Below are 15,612 nucleotides of genomic sequence, written 5' to 3' on the forward strand. Positions count from 1 at the left end.
TTGATGCATGGCTTGGCGGCGATCATACCGTATATTGTTGCCCGACCCGGGAACGCCCGTCGCTATATAGGGGGGTGCCTTGGCCGATCAACCTTTCATGAAGACTTTATGGAGGCGTCAGTCTTACCTCGGCTCCACCGGCGGTCAGCACCCCGTCGGCCCGGTTGAACCGAAGATAGGCGATGGCCCTGTCGCCCGCGCGGGTATGCAGCCGCCCCACGGGCCGCCCATCGGAGAGGATGTCGTCGCCGGGTGAGGCAGGGCCCAGGACCTCGACCTGCACCAGACCCTTTCGCAATTCGGTCTTGTGCTTCATCCGGGCCGTGACCTCCTGGCCCACATAGCAGCCCTTGCGGAAATCGACGCCGCCCATCCGCTCGAACCCGCATTCGAGGATATAGCTCTCCTCGGGTTGAAGCTCGGCGCCGGTTTCGGGGATCAGGTGTTCGACCCGGATCGCGTCCCAGTCGATCGCGGGCGAGGTTCCCGGCTCCTCCGCATAGCGCCGCCAACCCAGCGCGGGATGACGCGGATCGGGCAGGGCATCGGCGGGCGGCGCCCCCAGCCCCCGCTGGACATGCAGGTCGGCGGGTCCGATGGCGACGTCGGACCGCAGGCGATACATCGACAGCCGCCGTATCAGGCTGTCCGCCAGATCCGCCTGAACGTCGAGAAGGATCGCATCGCCCGCAGCCACCAGAAAGAAATCCGCAAGGTACTTCCCCTGCGGCGTCAGCAGCGCGGCATAGACCAGCCCGTCGGAAAGGCGCGCCAGATCGTTGGTCACGAGGTTCTGCAAGAACTCTGTTCGGTCCTTGCCGGTGATCCGAAAGACGCGGCGGTCATTGGCCTCTTCGCCCTGCATGGCATATCCTCCGTGGTGACCCGCCCGATACGGGCAATGGCGATATAGGTGATGGCGGGGTCCATGTCAGCGGCCCCGCCGCCGTATCAGACCTCGGTCTTGAATTGCAGGCGGTGCAGGTCGGCGTAAAGCCCGCCCTGCCGTATCAGGTCGCCATGCGTACCCTGCTGGACCACCGCACCCCGTTCCATCACGACGATCTTGTGCGCATCGCGGACCGTGGACAGCCGATGCGCGATGACAAGGGTCGTGCGCCCGACGCTCAGCCGGTCGAGCGCCGCCTGCACAAGTGCCTCGGACTGTGCATCGAGCGCGGATGTCGCCTCATCGAGCAGAAGGATCGGCGCATCCCGCAGAAGCGCGCGTGCGATGGCGACCCGCTGGCGCTGCCCGCCCGAAAGGGCCGATCCGCGCGGACCCGCAGGTGTGTCGAGGCCCAAAGGCATCAGCGACAGGAATTCGGCCACATGCGCGGCCTCCAGCACCTCTTGCAGGCGGGCGGGGCTGACATCGGTGCGGCCCATCAGGATGTTGTCGCGGATCGTTTCGTCAAAGAGCGCTGCATCCTGCGATACCACCGAGAATATCCCCCGCAGCCCGGCCAGATCCATGTCGCGCAGATCGCGCCCGCCGATGCGGATGGCGCCCTGCTGCGGGTCCGCAAGCCGCGTAAGCAGGGTAAAGATCGTGGTCTTGCCCGCCCCCGATGGGCCGACCAGCGCGGTCGTCTCACCCGCCTCGGCGGTGAAAGTGGTTTCGCGCAGGACCGGATCGACGCCGTAGGAAAAGGTGACATGGTCGAGCTCGATCCGCGTCTCATTACGGGCGGGCAGGGGCGCGCGGGGCGGCACGGGAGACTGGATCGTCGGCCGGGTGTGCAGGATCGCATACATCCGCTCGACGCTCGCCAGCGCGTTCTGAAGCGCGGCGCTGACGCCGCCCAGCCGGCGCAGCGGGTCAAAGACAAGTGCCATCGCGGTAAAGAACGCCATGAACTGCCCGACCGTCTTTTCGCCGCCGATGATCTGCATCCCGCCATAGGTCAGCACACCGGCGAAACCGATGGCCGCCACGATGTCGATCAGCGCGGGTATCCCGGCCGAACCTGCCTCGGTCCGCAACTGCGCGCGCACGAACTGGTTGACGCTGTCGCGATAGCGTCCGGCCTCGCGTGCTTCCGACCCCGTCAACTGGATGGTGCGGATACCGTGAAAGATCTCGTCCAGCCGGGTGGAGTTCTGGGCGGCCACCGCACGCGAGATGCGGCTTGTCTTGCGGACCGCCCGTTGCAGCAGGATCACCGGCACGATCAGCAGCGGCGTGCCGACTGCGGCGATCAGCGTCCAGGTCCAGTCTATATAGAGCGTGACCGAGATCAGCGAGATCAGCGCCACCGCATCGCGCCCGAAGGCCGCGATCACACCCGCAAAGATCTGCCGGATCGCCGCGCTGTCGCCGCGCACGCGTTCGATCAGGTTGCCGGGCGAATGGACCTGAAAGAACGACTGATCCAGCGTCATGATGTGGCGCAGCAGGTCCGACTGGACCTCGGCCGTCACCCTCTCGCCCAACCAGGACATGAGGATGCGATGCGTCAGGGCCGCCGAGGCGCGCAGGATGAAGACGCCCGAAATCGCCGCCGCGACCCAATAGACCGCGCCTGTGTCGCCGCCGATGAAGACCTGATCGAACATCGGCTGCATGAGGTAGGAAAGCGCCCCCAGCATCGCCCCCTCGATCGACATGAGCAGAAGCGCAATCCCCAGCATGGGCATCCGGCGGCGCAGATAGTTGCGCCACGCCCAGCCCAGCAGACGGCGTTCGGTGGGCTGGTCGCTCATCTTGCCTGCCTCTCGCGCCGGTAGGCCGCCGTCAGGGCCGCGGCGTCATAGTCGCGCGCGATCCAGTCCCGCAGGGATATGCCGCTGCGGGCCTCGGCGGCGCCGTAGGTCCGCAGGAAGAAGTCGAGAATACCCGTTGCCTCGGTCTTGAAATGCATATGTTTCCAATGAAGTTCCCGGCGCGCCACCTCGACCGGGCTGCCCGTCATGATGAGATATAGCGCCGCGCCAAAGCCCGACCGGTCGGCGCCGGATTTGCAATGCATGACAAAGGGCTTTTCGATCTGCTCGAACGTATCGAGAAGCGCAAGCAACTGGTCCCGTTCGGGCAGTTCCGTCGCATACAGCCGCCGGTCGACCAGCGTGATGCCGGTGCGGTCGCAGGCGTCCTTTTCAAAGAGGTAGTGGCTCTGATCGCTGGGGCCGCGCAGGTTCAGGATGCTGCGGATGCCGCGCCGGGCATAACCCTCGATCCGCCCGGGGGAGGGCTGGTTGGCGCGAAAGACGCCGGGGGCGATTTCGCGCGTGTTCTTCCACAGGTAGCGCAGGAAGGCATGGTCCACCAACTGGAAGACCCACCATGCGCGACGCCGGGCTTCGGGCGTGCTGATGTCGGTGCCCCAGGTCTCGCGGAACCGGCGCTTGGCGGCGCTGATGCGTTTCTTCAGGGGCAGCTTCGACAAGAACGTCCCTCGGGTTGCTGCGGCCCATCTAATCGCTAATCCCCCCCGAGGCAAGGAAGCGCCTTTCCCGGCCCCGTCGCCGCTGATCGATCCGCCGCCGATTGACGCGCCGCACGGCCAGGCATAGGCAATCCCTACAACAGGAGAGAGTAATCATAATGAGCCTTGGCTTCGGTCGCACTTATCTGGCCATTCCCGGCCCCTCGGTCATGCCTGACCGGGTGCTCAACGCGATGCATCAGCCGGCGCCGAACATCTATGCCGGGCCGCTGCACGATCTGGTCGACCGGATCGTGCCGCAGCTCAAGGCCCTGGCCGGCACGCGCCAGCATCTTGCGATCTATATCGCAAACGGGCACGGCGCCTGGGAGGCGGCGAATGCGAACGTCTTTTCGCGGGGCGATCAGGCGCTGTCGCTGGTGACCGGGCAGTTCGGGATCGGCTGGGCGGATTCGGTGCGGCGCATGGGCGTCGAGGTGCAGGAAATCGACTTTGGCCGCCGCACACCCGTCGACCCGGCCCGCGTGGCAGAAGCGCTGGCCGCGGACAAGGCGCATGGGATCAAGGCGGTCCTGCTGACGCATGTGGATACCGCGACTTCGGTCCGGAACGACGTTGCCGCCCTGCGCGCGGCCATCGACGATACAGGGCATCCGGCGCTTTTGATGGTCGACTGCATCGCGTCGCTTGGCTGCGATCCGTTCCTGATGGACGACTGGGGCGTCGATGTGATGGTGGCGGCCAGCCAGAAAGGTTTGATGACGCCGCCGGGTCTGGGTTTCGTGTGGTTCAGCGACAAGGCGCTGAAGACCTGCCGCAATGCCGATCTGCGCACGCCTTATTGGGACTGGACGCCGCGCGCCGCGCCGCAGCTCTTTCACCAGCGGTTCGGGGGCACGGCGCCCACGCATCATCTGCTCGGCCTGGGTGAGGCCCTGCAGATGATCGACGAAGAGGGCCTGCCGGCCGTCTGGGCGCGGCATGACCGGCTTGCCCGCGCCGTTTGGGCCGCGGTGGATGGCTGGGGGACCGAGGGACGCATCACGCTCAACATCGCCGATCCTGCGCATCGCAGCCGCGCGGTGACCTCGATCCGGATGCAGGCGCCGGATGCAACCGCCCTGCGCAACTGGACAGAGGCGAAAGCGGGTGTGACGCTTGGGATCGGCCTTGGGATGGCGCCGATGGACGACCCGGCCTGGCACGGGTTTTTCCGCATCGGGCATATGGGCCATGTGAACGCCCATATGGTGATGGGCGTTCTGGGGGGGATCGAGGCGGGGCTGACGGCGCTTGGCATTCCCCGCGGGGAAATTGCGCTCGGCGCTGCCGCAGCCATCATCGCCGAGGCCTGAAGGCCCCGGCTCAGCGTGGCTCGGCGGCGGCGGCTCAGTGGCCGTGGCGCGCCAGCCAGTCGCGCATCAGGGCGATTTCCTCTTCCTGCGCGTCGATGATCCCCTGGGCGAGGGCGCGGATCTCCGGGTCCTGCCCGTGCTCCAGCACGACGCGCGCCATGGCCACCGCCCCTTCGTGATGGGCAATCATGCCGCGCACGAAATCCACGTCGGCATCGCCGCTATAGGCGATGTCCATGTCCTCATGCATCCGCTGGTTGGCGGCGCGGAAGGCGGCGGTCGCATCGGTTTCCGCGACCCCGGGCGTAGCGTGATGGCCAGCGTGGCCGTCATGGGTCTGCGCAAGCGCCGCGCCGGACAGAAGGCTGAACGCAAGGGCGGCAGCAGTGAAACGGGTTTTCATGAAACACTCCTTCGGTCTGTGCGGCCAGAGGATGACAGGTTCCAACAGGGGCAAGGAAACTCACGTTTCCGTCACCGGCCGGACTTTGGCGCCCGTTACTTGCGCGCGGCGGCCAGCGCCTCGGGCAAGGCGCGGGCAAAGGCATCCAGATCGTCCGGGCGTCCGGCGCTGACGCGGATGCAGCGGTCCTGCGGGCTGACAAAGGGCATCCGGACAAAGATGTCGCGCGCCACCAGTTCCGCCAGCACGCGGCGGGCCAGATCACCGTCGGCGCCGCAATCGATCGCCACGAAATTGGTGGCCGAGGGCAGCGCGGTCAGGCCGTTTTCCGCTGCGATCGACGCGATGCGCGTCCGTGCCCCGGCGACCTCGGCCTGCACATGCCGCAGCCAGTCCTGATCGGCCAGCGCGGCCAAGGCCCCCGCCTGACTGATCCGGGACATGCCAAAGTGATTGCGGATCTTGTCAAAGGCGCGGATCAACCCCGCCTCTGCCATGGCATAGCCGACCCTTGCGCCTGCGAGCCCGTAACCCTTGGAAAAGGTCCGCATCCGGATGACGCGGGGGTCGTCCACGCGCAGCGGCGGGGCCGTGCCTTGGGGCGCAAGTTCGACGTAGGCCTCATCCAGCACCAGAAGCGCGCCCTCGGGGACCGCCTCGATCATGCGCTGGATGGTCTCCGCGTCTTGCCAACTGCCCATCGGATTGTCGGGATTGGCAAGATAGATCAGCTTTGCCCCCACCTCCGCCGCGCGGGCGATCAGGGCATCGGGGTCTTCATGATCGCCGCGGAATGGCACCTTGTGCAGAACCCCGCCAAAGCCCGCGACGTGAAAGTTGAAGGTCGGATAGGCGCCCTCCGACGTCACCACCGCATCGCCAGGGGCCACCAGCATCCGCACCAGATAGCCGAGCAGCCCGTCGATCCCTTCGCCGACCACGATGTTTTCGGGCAGGATGCCGTGATGGGCGGCAAGCGCCTGGCGCAGGTCATGGTTTTCCGGATCGCCATACATCCACGCGCCCGACGCGGCCTCTTGCATCGCGGCAATCGCCCTGGGGGAGGGGCCAAAGACGTTCTCGTTCGCGCCAAGCCGGGCGGCAAAGGGGCGGCTCCGCGCGCGTTCCTGCGTCTCGGGGCCGACAAAAGGGACCGAGGCCGGCAGGCCCTCGATCAGATGCGTGAAACGTGGTCCCATCCTTGCCCCCGTCCCGGTGCCTCCTGTCGCGGCTGTCAGCCGACCTCGGCCAGCCGCGCCAGCGCCGCCTTCAGCTTGGCGGCCTCGTCTTCCTTCTGGACCAGAAGCTCACGGCTTTCCTCGACCACCTCTTCGGGGGCGGAGGCCACGAATTTCGGGTTGTTCAGCCGCCCGCGCAGGCCGCCCATCTCCTTTTCGAGCTTTTCCAGCGTCTTGGCCAGCCGCGTCTTTTCCGCGGCGATGTCGATGACGCCTTCCAGCGGAATGGCAAAGCTGCCGCCCTCGACCGCGATGGTGATCGCGCCCTTGGGGGCGGTGGCGGCCTGTTCCAGCGTCTCGATCCGGGCAAGGCGCCGGATCAGCGCCTCGTTCCGGGACCAGGCGGCGCGGCCGGCCTCATCCAGTTCGATCTGCAGCATCGTCAGTTTGAGGCCCACAGGGACATGCATCTGCGCGCGGGCGGATCGGATCTCTTCGATCAGGCCGATGACCCAGTTCATCTCCCGGTCGGCGGCAGGGTCGATCAGTTCGGCGCCATAGGTCGGCCAGTCGCCGTGGACGAGCATCTTGGACCGGGTGCCGGTCGTCTGCCACAGTTCCTCGGTCAGGAAGGGCATGACCGGGTGCAGCAGGATCAGGCACTGATCCAGAACCCAGGCCATCGTGGCGCGGGTTTCCGCCGCCGTCGCCTCATCGGCCAGCAGGGGCTTGGCGAATTCGACATACCAGTCGCAGACCTTGCCCCAGACAAAGGCATAAAGCGCGTTGGCGGCGTCGTTGAAGCGGAAGGCGCCGAGGGCTGTGTCCACATCCTCGCGCACGCGGGCGACCTCACCGATGATCCAGCGGTTCACGGTGGCGGCGGCCTCGGGCGAGGTGGCGCGGGTCTCATGCCCTTCCCAGACGCCGTTCATCTCGGCAAAGCGGGCGGCGTTCCAGATCTTGGTGCCGAAGTTGCGGTAGCCAGCGATCCTCGCGGTAGACAGCTTCAGGTCGCGCCCCATCGCCGCCATCGAGGTCAGCGTGAACCGCACGGCGTCCGCGCCGTATTCGTCGATCAGTTCCAGCGGGTCGAGCACGTTGCCCAGCGACTTGGACATCTTCTTGCCCTTTTCGTCGCGCACCAAGGCATGGACATAGACCGTGTGGAACGGCACCTGGTCCACCACGGCAAGCTGCATCATCATCATCCGGGCGACCCAGAAAAAGATGATGTCGAATCCGGTGATGAGCACATCGGTCGGGAAATACCGGCGCAGCGCCTCGGTCTCCTCGGGCCAGCCCAGCGTTCCGATGGGCCAGAGGCCGGAGGAGAACCAGGTGTCGAGGACGTCCGGGTCGCGCCCTAGCTCAATGCTAACTTGACCCAGTTGGTCCTTTCCATAGCGAAACGCGTAGTCTTGATCGTTTGCGGTAACAATCTTGAGCCCGTTCGAACTGCCATAGTAATCTGCTGCGAGTTTATGCGCTTCTGCTTCCGTCGCCGCGCAGAAGGTTTTGCAACTTGTCGTATTGTCCGCAGAGACATCTGATCCATCGGGAAGTTCGGCCAGCGTTTCCTTGCTCGGCCCATACCAAACCGGGATCTGGTGTCCCCACCAGAGCTGGCGGGAAATGCACCAGGGCTCGATATTCTCCAGCCAGTGGAAATAGACCTTTTCGTGCTGTTCGGGCAGGATTTTCGTCCGCCCCTCGCGCACGGCATCGATCGCGGGCTGCACGATCTGCGCGGTGTCCACGAACCACTGGTCGGTCAGCATCGGCTCGATCACCACTTTGGACCGGTCGCCGAAGGGCTGCATGATCGGCTTGTTCTCGACCAGCGGGATCGGGTTGCCCTCCGCATCCGTGGTCATCACGGCCAGTCCCTCGGCGGTGATCTGCTCGATGACGCGCTTGCGCGCCTCCATCCGGTCGAGGCCGCGCAGATCGTCCGGGACAAGGTTCAGCGCATCGACCGAACCTTCGTCGAAGGCGGCGCCGTTCGCGATCTCCTGCGCACGGGCGGCGCATTCCGCATAGGGGGCGCCGTCCGCCCGCATCTGCGCCCGCGGATCCATCAGACGGTAAAGCGGGATGTTGTTGCGCTTCGCCACACCGTAGTCGTTGAAGTCATGCGCGCCGGTGATCTTGACCGCGCCCGAACCGAAGGCCGGGTCCGGGTATTCATCGGTGATGATCGGGATCAGGCGGCGATGTTCCTTGGGGCCGACCGGGATCTCGCAGAGCTTGCCGACGATGGGGGCATAACGCTCGTCCGACGGGTGCACCGCGACCGCGCCGTCGCCCAGCATGGTTTCCGGGCGCGTGGTGGCGATGGAGATGTAGTCCCGCTCCTCCTCCAGCACCACATTGCCGTCGGCGTCCTTTTCCACGTAGGTATAGGTCTCACCCCCGGCGAGCGGGTACTTGAAGTGCCACATATGGCCTGCGACCTCGATATTCTCGACTTCGAGGTCGGAGATCGCGGTCTCGAACTGCGGGTCCCAGTTCACCAGCCGCTTGCCGCGATAGATCAGGCCCTTGTTGTAGAGATCGACAAAGACCTTGATCACCGCGTCGTGGAAGTTCGGGCCATTGCCCGCGTCGGGGTCGCCCTTGGCGCCGCCCATGGTGAAGGCTTCACGCGACCAGTCGCAAGAGGCGCCGAGCCGCTTAAGCTGGCCGATGATCGTGCCGCGGGACTTGACCTTCTGCTGCCAGACGCGGTTGACGAAGGCCTCGCGTCCCATTTCGCGGCGGCCGGGTTCGCCGTTCGCGGCCATCTCTCGTTCCGTCACCATCTGCGTCGCGATGCCCGCATGGTCGGTGCCCGGTTGCCAGAGCGTGTCGAACCCGCGCATCCGGTGCCAGCGGATCAGGATATCCTGCAGCGTGTTGTTGAAGGCATGACCCATGTGCAGGCTGCCGGTGACATTCGGCGGCGGGATCATGATGCAAAAGGTTTCGTCGCGGCTGGCATTGGCGCCGGCCCCGAAGGCGCCCGCCTTTTCCCATTCCGCGTAAAGCCGCGCCTCGGCTTCTTTGGCGTCGAATGTCTTGTCCATGGCCATGGCGCGTCCCCCTGAAGGCTGATCTCCGGGGCTGTTTAGCGTGCCGGGGGGGCAAGGAAAAGGCCGCCGGTGAAAGCGCCGTCACCCGAAACTGTGCAAGGCGAGCAGAAGTGCTGCCACCACCAGCGCCACAGCTATGCCAAGGGCAAAGCGGAGCGGCGAAAGCTGCGGCGGCGCATCCTGCGGAATGTCGTCCGGAGGCGGCGGCGCCGGGCGCGGTGCGGGCTTGCGCGACATCTGACCCTCGCTGTTCACCCGGTCAGTCTGACGTGCGGCCATTGCCGAAGGCTTAAGGGCTCAGTCGGCGCGGTCGACCTTGGTGGACAGGTGGATCAGACTTTCCGACGAACGGACCCCGGTGATCGCCCCGATCGCGTCCAGAACCTCGTCCAGGGCGGTGGTCGTCTGTGCCGCGACCTGAAGCAAGAGATCGACGCGTCCGCTGGTGGTATGCACCTTTTCCACCTGCGGCAGCGCCCGCAGCCGCGTCAGCACATTGGCAAGCGAGCGCGGCTCGATCGTCAACAGGACGGACGCGCGAATCCGCCCCTGCCGGGCGCTTTCGCCCAGCTTTACGGTATAGCCCGCAATGACGCCCGTCGTCTCCAGCCGTTCGAGCCTTGCCTGTATGGTTGACCGCGCAACCTTGAGCCGGCGTGCCAGAACTGCCACCGAAAGGCGCGCATCGGCCGAAAGATGGGCGAGTATGGTTCGGTCCAGGTCATCCATGGCGATCTGCCGTTATTTTCGTCATTATGACAGATGATTTCGTCAATTCAACTCTTTCAGTCGGTGAAAATGTGTCCCATATGCGCGGTCTCGTTTTCAGGAAAAGGGCGGCTCATACGCACCTGGCCTGGTTTGGTAGAACGCGTAAGCGGCTCCGAACTGGTCGTGCCAGGGTGGGGTCAGGCTGCGCTCTGTTGGCAGAATGAAAGGGACACGCCGATGGGGCTCTCGAAAACGATCTGGACGCAACCGTCCGAATTTCTCCGCATCCACGACGGCGATGCGCCGGTCATGTTCTTTGCGCCGGGCATCCTGCAGGCGACGGCCCGCCGGTTCCTCGACGGCTTTCCGGGTCTCGTGACCTATGCCGTCAAGTCGAACCCGGCCGATGTGGTGATCGAGAACCTGGCAGCCGCCGGGGTGCGCGGCTATGACGTCGCCTCCCCCGAGGAGATCCGCCTGATCCGCCGCATCGCCCCCGACGCCGCGCTGCATTACAACAACCCGGTCCGCAGCCGCGCCGAGATCGAGGTCGCGGTCGAGATGGGCGTGGACAGCTATTCGGTCGACAGCCATTCGGAACTCGCCAAGCTGATCGCGATGGTTCCCGCGGCCGGCAAGGAAATCACCGTCCGCTTCAAGCTGCCGGTCAAGGGCGCTGCGTACGACTTTGGTGCCAAGTTCGGCGCGACGGTGGAAAAGGCCGTGGCCCTGCTGGGTGAGGTCGCGGCAGCCGGGTTCATCCCCTCGCTGACCTTTCACCCGGGCACGCAATGCACCGATCCGCAGGCCTGGGACGCATATATCCGCACGGCAGCGCAAATCGCGGCGGCGGCGGATGTCCGTATCGCGCGGCTCAATGTCGGGGGTGGGTTCCCGTCGCACCGGCTGAACGACGTCGCCCCGCAGCTGGAGGCGATCTTTGCCTTGATCGACCGCGTCACGGACGAGGCGTTCGGTTCGGCGCGTCCGGCGCTGGTTTGTGAACCCGGTCGCGGGCTGGTGGCCGATGCCTTCACGCTTGCCACCCGCGTGCGCGGCATCCGTGACGGCGAACATGTGTTCCTGACCGATGGCGTCTATGGCGCGCTGGCGGAACTGCCGCTGATCGGCGCGATCGACCGGGTCGAGGTCCGCAGCCCGACCGGCGCGCTGCGTGGCGGCGCGCTGCTGCCGCGGATCGTCTTTGGCCCGACCTGCGACAGCGTCGACCGTCTGCCGGGCGAGCTTTTGCTGCCCGCCGAGATGGAAGAGGACGATTTCGTCCTGTTCCACGGGCTTGGCGCCTATTCGGTGGCGACGAACACCCGCTTCAACGGGTTCGGCGATCTGAGCATCGTGACCACGCTGTCCCTGCGGGGCTAGGGCGATCAGCCGGTGTGAAACAGGGCGCGGTCCGCAGGGATCGCGCCCTTTCGTTTAGCCTGCCATGATGATGCAGGTCGTCGTGGCGGTCGCGTAAAGACGCCCCTCAAGGTCCCTGATCTGCCCTTCGGCGACGGCGGTGCTGCGCCCGGCGTGAAGAACGGTCGCCATCGCCTCGATCTCGGTCTCAAGCGGCAGGGCGCGGGTGATGTTCACCTTGTATTCAAGCGTCGTGTACCAATGGCCCTTGGGCACGCGGGTCATCACTGCGCAGCCCATCGCACTGTCCAGAACGACACCGTACCAGCCGCCATGGACGCCGCCAAAAGGGTTGGTGTGTTCGAAGCGGGCCGCCCCGCGAAAGGCGACGCGATCCTGTTCGACGCTGTGCAGCCGGTAGTTCAGCAGGCCCGAAATGGTGGGCCGCGCGATCCCGCCCGAAAGCATCTGCTGCATCGCCTCCAACCCCGACATCGACAGGAGCTTTTCCCGCGATACGAGGTCCTGGGGCGTCTGCGCGACGAACTGGCCGGTCATCTCATGCTCCTTGCGAACCGACGCCACGCTAGTTGCAGCGCCGGATCAGCGCAAGGTCAGGCCACCTTTTGCAGTACCGCCTCGGGCGTGATGCCAAGTGCATGGCAGACATCCCGCGTCAGCTGGGGCCGGTTCAGCGTGTAGAAATGCAGATCCTCCACGCCTTCTTGCAGCAGGGTGTCGCAAAGCTCGGTGCAGAGCGCGGTGGCAAGCAGGTCCTGCCGCCCGTCGCGGGCCGCCGTGGCAAAGGCGTCGTCCAGCCATTGCGGCACCCGCGCGCCGCAGCGCCGGGCAAAGCGGCGGGCGCCGTCCCAGTTCTCGATCGGCAGGATGCCGGGAATGATCGGGGCGGTGATGCCGGCGGCGGCACAGCGGTCCCGGAACCGCAGGAAGGTTTCGGCCTCGAAAAAGAACTGGGTGATCGCCGACTGCGCCCCCGCCGCGATCTTCCGCCCGAGCCAGCGGACATCCGCGTTGGCATCAGTGGCCTCCGGGTGCGGTTCGGGATAGGCGCTGACGCGCAGGTTGAAAAGCCGGGTCTCAGCCAGCGCCTCGATCAGTTCCACCGAATTTGCAAAGCCTTGCGGGTGGGGTGCAAAACCGCGCGCGCCCTTGGGCGGGTCGCCGCGCAGCGCGACGATCTCTGTCACGCCGCTGGCTGCATAGGCCTCGGCGATGGCGAGGGTCTCATCCCGGCCTGCATCCACGCAGGTGAGGTGAGCCGCGACGTTCAGGTCGTAATTCCGGCGGATCGTCGTCACCGCCTCATGCGTCAGGCGGCGGGTCGTGCCCCCTGCACCGTAGGTGACCGATACGAACGACGGCCGCAGCGGCGCCAGCATCTGCGCCGCTTCCCACAGGCGAAAGCTCGCCTCAAGCGATTGGGGCGGGAAGAATTCGAAAGAAACGCGGGGTGCGGGCATGGCTTCGCTCCTGACTGGGACACCCTCTTGTCGCATCTCTGCGTTTGTGAAACAAATTCATAACTCTCAAGATGAATATGAGGATCGCCGCAAGATGCACCTGGAGTTCCGCCATCTGCGCACCATCCGTGCCATACATGAGGCCGGCGGCCTTGCCCGGGCGGCCGACCTGCTGAACATGACCCAGTCGGCGCTGTCGCATCAGGTCAAGGGGCTTGAGGATCAGGTGGGGGTAGAGCTTTTCGTCCGCCGGTCGAAGCCGTTGCGCCTTTCGGTGGCGGGGCAGCGCCTGCTGCGGCTTGCCGAACGTATCCTGCCCGAGATCGAGGCGCTGGAGGCGGATTTCAGGGCGCTGAAGTCGGGCAAGACCGGGCGGCTGCATATCGCCATCGAATGTCATGCCTGTTTCGAGTGGCTCTTTCCCGTGCTCGAACAGTTTCGCCGGGCATGGCCGGATGTGGATGTGGATATCCGGCCCGGGCTTGCCTTCGGCGCGCTGCCCGCCCTGCTGCGCGAAGAGATCGACCTGGTGGTGTCCTCTGACCCCGAAGACCTGCCCGGCGTCCAGTTCACGCCGCTGTTCGACTATGAGCCCGTCTTTGTCGCCTCCAGCCAGCACCCTTTGGCCGCCAAGCCCTGGATCGAGGCCGAGGATCTGCGCGACGAGACGCTGATCACCTATCCGGTCGAGCGTACGCGGCTTGATGTCTTTACCGAACTGCTGATCCCCGCGCGGGTCGAGCCGCGCGCGGTGCGGCAGGTGGAACTGACGGCGGTGATCCTCATGCTCGTGGCGGCGAACCGCGGGGTGGCGGTGCTGCCTGACTGGGTGGTGCGCGAGGTGCGCTATCACTCCGACTACGTGACGCGTCCGCTGACCGAGCAGGGAAAGACCCGCAGGCTTTACGGCGCGACACGGGTCGAGGATACGGCCCGCCCCTTCATGTCGCATGTGTTGCGCCTGGCGCGGAGCGAGCCCCTGAAGCTTCAGCGCGCCTGAGCCCCGGACCACCTGCCCGGTGCTGCTTTCGCTTGGAATCCCTTTCCGCTCTGCTTATACGCGCGGATTGAACAGGAGGCCCCGATGCAAGGCAGTGCAAACCTCAACGTCATGATCAAGGCCGCGCGCAAGGCGGGGCGGTCGCTTGTCAAGGATTTCCGCGAGGTGGAGAACCTGCAGGTCTCCCGCAAGGGGGCGGCGGATTTCGTCAGCCGCGCCGATACGGCGGCGGAAAAGATCATCCGCGACGAACTGATGGGCGCGCGCCCGACCTATGGCTGGCTGGGCGAGGAAACCGGCGCGGCCGACGGAGCCGACCCGACGCGCCGCTGGATCGTGGACCCGCTGGACGGCACGACGAACTTCCTGCACGGCCTGCCGCATTGGGCGGTCTCGATCGCGCTGGAGCACAAGGGCGAGGTCGTCGCCGGCGTGATCTATGACGCGGCCAAGGACGAACTGTTCTGGGCCGAAAAAGGTGCGGGCGCCTGGATGAACGACACGCGGCTGCGCGTTTCGGCGCGTCGCGTGATGACGGAATCGATCTTTGCGACCGGCGTTCCCTTTGCCGGCAAGAACACGCTGCCCGCCACCCTGCAGGATCTGGCGCGGCTGATGCCCGCCTGCGCCGGGGTGCGGCGCTGGGGGGCCGCGGCGCTCGATCTCGCCTATGTCGCGGCCGGCCGCTATGACGGCTACTGGGAACGGGAGTTGAACGCCTGGGACATCGCCGCCGGCATCATCATCGTGCGTGAGGCAGGCGGCATGGTCGCGCCGATTCGCGAGGGCAGCGACATTCTGGAAAAAGGTGCGCTGATCGCCGCGAACGACCAGATCTTCGGGCCGTTTGCCAAGATCCTGCGCGAAGCCTGATCAGCGCCGCCGGATCGTCGGAAAGGACGAGGCGCGATAGCGAGCCTCGGGATGGGGTGGTGCGCCCTTGGTGCGCCGCCAGAACGCTGGGCCGCCCCGCCGCAGCCAGAGCGGCAGCGTCAGCACGAAACCCACGATGAAGCCGCCCGCATGGGCCCAATAGGCCACGCCCCCGCCGGTCGCATCGGTGCCCACGCTGTTCAGCAACTGGAACCCGAACCAGAGGCCGAGCATCAGCCAGGCGGGAACGGTGAAGATCCGGATAAAGATGATCAGGATGAAAAGGATATCGACCCGCGCACGTGGAAACAGCAGCAGATAGCCGCCCATCACCCCCGCGATCGCGCCCGACGCGCCGACCATCGGCACGGGCGACCAGGGCGCCGCCGCGTATTGCCACAGCGCCGCGCCCACACCCGAGGCGAGATAGAAGAGCAGGAAGCCGAAATGGCCGAACTCCTCTTCCATGTTGTCGCCGAAGATCCAGAGAAACAGCATGTTTCCCGCCAGATGCAGCCAGCCACCGTGCAGGAACATCGAGGTGACGACGGTGCTCCAGTCGCCGCCGCCCTGCGTCAGAAGCTGCGGCACCAGCCCCCAGCGCAGAAAGAACATCATCAAATCGCGGTCATTTCCCAGAAGCGGAACGTAGGACAGGAACACCGCCACATTCGCCACGATCAGCGCATAGGTGACAAAAGGCGTCTTTTCCGAGGGGTTGTGATCGCGGATCGGGAACATGCGCCCAGCATCCTGATCCGCGACGGCGCGTCAAGGCGCCCCGTA

At 65.8% G+C, this 15,612-nt stretch carries 15 protein-coding genes; 4 read left to right on the forward strand and 11 right to left on the reverse strand.

The window, feature by feature from the left end; all coding sequences use genetic code 11:
• Positions 1-106: 106 nt before the first annotated feature.
• The 3 genes from ygfZ to ACFSGJ_RS13230 all read right to left on the reverse strand — a co-directional run bounded on the left by ygfZ (position 107) and on the right by ACFSGJ_RS13230 (position 3,389).
• On the reverse strand, positions 107-865 hold the full coding sequence (gene ygfZ / locus ACFSGJ_RS13220; protein WP_390262603.1) for a CAF17-like 4Fe-4S cluster assembly/insertion protein YgfZ: 759 nt from the start codon (positions 863-865) through the stop codon (positions 107-109).
• Between the two features lie 86 nt (positions 866-951).
• Positions 952-2,706 (reverse strand): ABC transporter ATP-binding protein, encoded by a 1,755-nt coding sequence (locus ACFSGJ_RS13225; RefSeq protein WP_390262606.1) that lies wholly within the window; start codon positions 2,704-2,706, stop codon positions 952-954.
• On the reverse strand, positions 2,703-3,389 hold the full coding sequence (locus tag ACFSGJ_RS13230; RefSeq protein WP_390262609.1) for a tyrosine-protein phosphatase: 687 nt from the start codon (positions 3,387-3,389) through the stop codon (positions 2,703-2,705). The genes ACFSGJ_RS13225 and ACFSGJ_RS13230 overlap by 4 nt, the downstream gene beginning before the upstream one ends.
• A gap of 158 nt (positions 3,390-3,547) precedes the next feature.
• Between ACFSGJ_RS13230 and ACFSGJ_RS13235 the strand changes: the two genes are divergently transcribed.
• Positions 3,548-4,744 carry a pyridoxal-phosphate-dependent aminotransferase family protein gene (locus ACFSGJ_RS13235; protein ID WP_390262612.1) on the forward strand — a complete coding sequence of 399 codons (1,197 nt, stop codon included), beginning with the start codon at positions 3,548-3,550 and terminating at the stop codon, positions 4,742-4,744.
• Between the two features lie 34 nt (positions 4,745-4,778).
• On the opposite strand, the gene copM is transcribed toward ACFSGJ_RS13235, so the two are convergent.
• From copM to ACFSGJ_RS13260, 5 genes are all read right to left on the reverse strand, one after another.
• Complete coding sequence (gene copM / locus ACFSGJ_RS13240) at positions 4,779-5,147, reverse strand: CopM family metallochaperone (protein ID WP_390262614.1); 369 nt, start codon at positions 5,145-5,147, stop codon at positions 4,779-4,781.
• Positions 5,148-5,242: 95 nt separating this feature from the next.
• Entirely contained in the window at positions 5,243-6,346 is a 1,104-nt protein-coding gene (locus tag ACFSGJ_RS13245; RefSeq protein ID WP_390262617.1) for a pyridoxal phosphate-dependent aminotransferase, read from the reverse strand.
• A gap of 35 nt (positions 6,347-6,381) precedes the next feature.
• Positions 6,382-9,399 (reverse strand): valine--tRNA ligase, encoded by a 3,018-nt coding sequence (locus ACFSGJ_RS13250; protein WP_390262620.1) that lies wholly within the window; start codon positions 9,397-9,399, stop codon positions 6,382-6,384.
• A gap of 81 nt (positions 9,400-9,480) precedes the next feature.
• Entirely contained in the window at positions 9,481-9,678 is a 198-nt protein-coding gene (locus tag ACFSGJ_RS13255) for a hypothetical protein (protein ID WP_390262623.1), read from the reverse strand.
• A gap of 18 nt (positions 9,679-9,696) precedes the next feature.
• Positions 9,697-10,128: an Lrp/AsnC family transcriptional regulator gene (locus ACFSGJ_RS13260; RefSeq protein ID WP_390262626.1), complete on the reverse strand. Its 432-nt coding sequence runs from the start codon at positions 10,126-10,128 to the stop codon at positions 9,697-9,699.
• Between the two features lie 219 nt (positions 10,129-10,347).
• On the opposite strand from ACFSGJ_RS13260, the gene ACFSGJ_RS13265 reads away from it, so the two are divergent.
• A complete protein-coding gene (locus tag ACFSGJ_RS13265; protein WP_390262629.1) occupies positions 10,348-11,493 on the forward strand; it encodes a type III PLP-dependent enzyme in 1,146 nt (381 codons plus the stop codon).
• 54 nt (positions 11,494-11,547) lie between these two features.
• Here ACFSGJ_RS13265 and ACFSGJ_RS13270 read toward each other — a convergent pair whose 3' ends face one another.
• Positions 11,548-12,030 (reverse strand): PaaI family thioesterase, encoded by a 483-nt coding sequence (locus ACFSGJ_RS13270; RefSeq protein WP_390262632.1) that lies wholly within the window; start codon positions 12,028-12,030, stop codon positions 11,548-11,550.
• Between the two features lie 56 nt (positions 12,031-12,086).
• On the reverse strand, positions 12,087-12,953 hold the full coding sequence (gene metF / locus ACFSGJ_RS13275; protein ID WP_390262635.1) for a methylenetetrahydrofolate reductase [NAD(P)H]: 867 nt from the start codon (positions 12,951-12,953) through the stop codon (positions 12,087-12,089).
• A gap of 94 nt (positions 12,954-13,047) precedes the next feature.
• Between metF and ACFSGJ_RS13280 the strand changes: the two genes are divergently transcribed.
• Together ACFSGJ_RS13280 and ACFSGJ_RS13285 are read left to right on the forward strand one after the other, a co-directional pair.
• Positions 13,048-13,953: a LysR family transcriptional regulator gene (locus ACFSGJ_RS13280; RefSeq protein WP_390262637.1), complete on the forward strand. Its 906-nt coding sequence runs from the start codon at positions 13,048-13,050 to the stop codon at positions 13,951-13,953.
• A gap of 84 nt (positions 13,954-14,037) precedes the next feature.
• The gene (locus tag ACFSGJ_RS13285; RefSeq protein ID WP_390262640.1) at positions 14,038-14,826 is read left to right on the forward strand and encodes an inositol monophosphatase family protein; all 789 of its coding nucleotides are present in this window, start codon (positions 14,038-14,040) and stop codon (positions 14,824-14,826) included.
• On the opposite strand, the gene ACFSGJ_RS13290 is transcribed toward ACFSGJ_RS13285, so the two are convergent.
• Complete coding sequence (locus ACFSGJ_RS13290) at positions 14,827-15,567, reverse strand: rhomboid family intramembrane serine protease (RefSeq protein WP_390262643.1); 741 nt, start codon at positions 15,565-15,567, stop codon at positions 14,827-14,829.
• Positions 15,568-15,612: the final 45 nt, after the last annotated feature.

Origin of the sequence: Halodurantibacterium flavum (assembly GCF_042681825.1) — a bacterium.
GTDB lineage: Bacteria > Pseudomonadota > Alphaproteobacteria > Rhodobacterales > Rhodobacteraceae > Halodurantibacterium > Halodurantibacterium flavum.